The 3,215-nt window shown below is 50.1% G+C and carries 3 protein-coding genes and 2 tRNA genes; 2 read left to right on the forward strand and 3 right to left on the reverse strand.

The annotated features are described in order from the left end of the window. Positions 1-51 precede the first annotated feature (51 nt). Together WH50_RS25125 and WH50_RS25130 are read right to left on the reverse strand one after the other, a co-directional pair. A tRNA-His gene (locus tag WH50_RS25125) sits at positions 52-127 on the reverse strand. Between the two features lie 14 nt (positions 128-141). Further along, a tRNA-Arg gene (locus WH50_RS25130) sits at positions 142-218 on the reverse strand. A 296-nt stretch (positions 219-514) separates the two neighbouring features. On the opposite strand from WH50_RS25130, the gene folD reads away from it, so the two are divergent. Continuing rightward, complete coding sequence (gene folD / locus WH50_RS25135) at positions 515-1,369, forward strand: bifunctional methylenetetrahydrofolate dehydrogenase/methenyltetrahydrofolate cyclohydrolase FolD (protein ID WP_110190153.1); 855 nt, start codon at positions 515-517, stop codon at positions 1,367-1,369. A gap of 53 nt (positions 1,370-1,422) precedes the next feature. Next, positions 1,423-1,866 carry a MaoC family dehydratase gene (locus WH50_RS25140; protein ID WP_110190155.1) on the forward strand — a complete coding sequence of 148 codons (444 nt, stop codon included), beginning with the start codon at positions 1,423-1,425 and terminating at the stop codon, positions 1,864-1,866. 71 nt (positions 1,867-1,937) lie between these two features. Here WH50_RS25140 and WH50_RS25145 read toward each other — a convergent pair whose 3' ends face one another. Next, positions 1,938-3,041, reverse strand: a complete 1,104-nt coding sequence (locus tag WH50_RS25145; RefSeq protein WP_110190157.1) for a DNA-binding protein — start codon at positions 3,039-3,041, stop codon at positions 1,938-1,940. Positions 3,042-3,215 lie beyond the last annotated feature (174 nt).

Genomic DNA, 3,215 nt, shown 5'->3' on the forward strand with positions numbered 1-3,215 from the left:
CAACTGAGCTACGCCCACCATATCAAACCAAAGTAACACATGCTTAAGAATTGGGGTGGACGATGGGGCTTGAACCCACGACCGCCGGAATCACAATCCGGAGCTCTGCCAACTGAGCTACGCCCACCACTACTTCTTAACTGGCGCGCCTGGCAGGACTCGAACCTGCAACCCTCGGCTTAGAAGGCCGATGCTCTATCCGATTGAGCTACAAGCGCGCTACCAGAGGCAGCATCTTCGATAAATCAACCTATCTAAACGACACCCCACCAAACGAGGCCGAATAATATCACCATTCCGATTAACGTCAAGCTTTTTAATAACTTAGACCAACACCAACCAATAGACACCAAACGAAAAGCCACATATCTCCCTCCCCCACAGAAGCGAAACAGCCTTACTACAACCATCTGTACTCAAGAGCCGCATCAACTGACAAAAACCCGGTTTGGCTCTCCCGGCAAAGCGTGCGAAAATCACGCCCGGTTTTATAGCGAGGAAGACCACACCCACCATGACTGCACAACTTATAGACGGCAAAGCCATTGCACGAGAGGTGCGCACAAAAGTTGCTGAAGGCGTTCGGCAGAGGCTGGCAGCAGGCAAACGCAAACCTGGCTTAGCTGTAATATTGATTGGTCAAGATCCAGCATCTCACGTGTATGTAAACAGCAAACGCCAGGCATGTGAGGAAGTAGGCTTCTACTCCGAAGCTTACGACCTATCAGAGAACACCACACAAGACGAACTATTATCACTGATCAGCCGACTTAATAATGACAACAACATTGACGGCATCCTGGTACAACTCCCACTGCCCACTCACTTAAAAGCCGACCTTATACTTGAGCACATCCGCCCCGACAAAGACGTTGACGGCTTCCATCCATTCAACATGGGTCGCCTTGCCCAAAGAATGCCTTTACTGCGCCCATGCACCCCAAAAGGCATCATGACACTACTAGAGCACACCAACATCCCGATCAGGGGACTGGATGCCATTGTTGTTGGCGCATCAAATATTGTTGGCCGCCCAATGAGCCTGGAATTACTCTTGGCAGGCTGCACAGTAACCACCACACATCGCTTCACCAAAAACCTGGCAGACAAAGTAGCCCAAGCCGATTTAGTCGTGGTGGGCGTTGGCAAACCAGGACTAGTCAAAGGTCAATGGATCAAACCCGGAGCCATCGTCATCGATGTAGGAATTAATCGTCTCGACAACGGCAAGCTAGTAGGCGATGTGGAGTTCGAGAGTGCAGCAGAGCGCGCCAGCTGGATCACCCCCGTACCTGGCGGCGTTGGCCCGATGACGGTCGCAACACTAATGGAAAACACGCTTCACGCCGCAGACCATCTACATAATTAAACCAGACCCGGGAGCGGTTATCGCTCCCACCTTTTGGACCAAGGCCACAAATCATGACCCCATATCAAGGCCATTACTTGGAAGATCTTGCAGTTGGAATGTCCGATTGCATCGCAAAAACCATAAGCGAATCTGACATTCTCCAGTTCGCAGATATAACCGGCGACACAAACCCAATTCACATTGATGCCGAATATGCTGCAACGACCACTTTCGGAAAACAAATTGCTCACGGCATGCTTGCAGGCGGCTTAATATCAGCCGTGCTCGGCACCCGATTACCCGGACCAGGCGCCATTTATCTGGAGCAGCACCTGGAATTCAAGCTACCCATTCACATTGGTGACACCATTACGGCGACAGCCACCATAGAAGAGATAGATCTACGCAGGAAGAAGGTTAAGCTCACCACCAATTGCACTACAAACGGCAAGACAGTAGCTCAAGGCTATGCAATCGTCATGGTGAATAAACGACCCAAGCCAGCATCCTCATAAAAGCAAAGAGCCAGCTTTTTTTTGCTGGCCCTCTCCAAAGACAACTTACACCAAACTACAACCAACCACCGCTACGCTTGCATTCTAGCCTGCAATCGCTTCATCTCTTCTTCACGCGCTGACATAACCGTTTGCTGCTGCTTGAGCTGAGCACGAAGCCTCAATAATTCATCCTCTCGTTCAAGCACTTGCTGACGTAAATCCGACTCCCTACGCATCGTCTCGGCATTAGAACTGGACACCCGCTTACCAACTTCCTTCTGCGCACTCTCCAACTCCTGAATACGCTGCTCAAAACGCTTACTCTTGTTAACCTCTGCCAACAATTGCGCGTTAAGTTTACTCAAATCCCTACTGGAGCTAGCAGACTCAAGCCGATACCCCTTTAACTCTTGCTCATAGCTTTTCAGCTGGGTTAACTGTGTTTCTGACTTCACCTCAGCTCGCGCAAGCTCCGCTTGCAACTCATGAATCTGCCGAGTAAGAGCGGACTCCTTCTTGCTTGCATCATCTCGAAGCTGGTCGTGAGCAACACGCATCTGACCCACTTCCGCTTTATACCTAGACTGCACTTCAACCAAACGCGCCTGCTCATCTTTTAACCGAGACTCAAACTGAAGCCTGGACTCATCACGATTTCTGATGGCACGATCCAGTTCGTGCTTTATATCCAACTCACGTTGCTCTGCCTGACCACGCTTCTGCAACTCAGCATGCAATGTTGCCTTCTGCAGAGACAACTCAGCCTGCAAAGTCTTAACCTTTTGCTCAAGCTCATCAATCCTGGAGCGCAACTGCTCATTGTGCACTTCATGCCCAACAATTTCCGTACGCAAACGCTCAATGTGTTGACCAGCATCAGACTCTTGCTGTTCTAGCTGAGCAGCCATCTGTCGACGCTCATGATCAAGCTGAGCGCTAGCCTGCCTCACTGCCTGGTCCCACAACCCCTGCACCACTTGCACCACTTCCTTGGGCAAATCACTTGCAATTGGCAACCGATACTGAATCCGCTGTGGCAATATTAACCACCACTCGTGCAGGGTAGTTTGAATTGCCGTATCATCCACATCTGCAAGCCTGGCACTAACCAACCTTAAGACAGGCTCAGTCCCTGACATAAGTAAGTCATCTGCAACTGCAAATACTTGTTCACGCACAGTTTTCGCTGACATCTACCAATCCTTAAACCTCGCAGTACCGATGCGGCATTGTACACTAGGGGCAAAACCGTCACACCCTTACCAGCACCGCAAAAATACTTGACTGGAAAAACCAGAATCGTATGATACGCGCCATCGTAAAAGCGATTCACTTTATTACTGAAAATGGTGGGCGTAGCTCAGTTG

The sequence above is a fragment of the Pokkaliibacter plantistimulans genome, from assembly GCF_003194385.1.
In the GTDB taxonomy this organism is placed as follows: domain Bacteria; phylum Pseudomonadota; class Gammaproteobacteria; order Pseudomonadales; family Balneatricaceae; genus Pokkaliibacter; species Pokkaliibacter plantistimulans.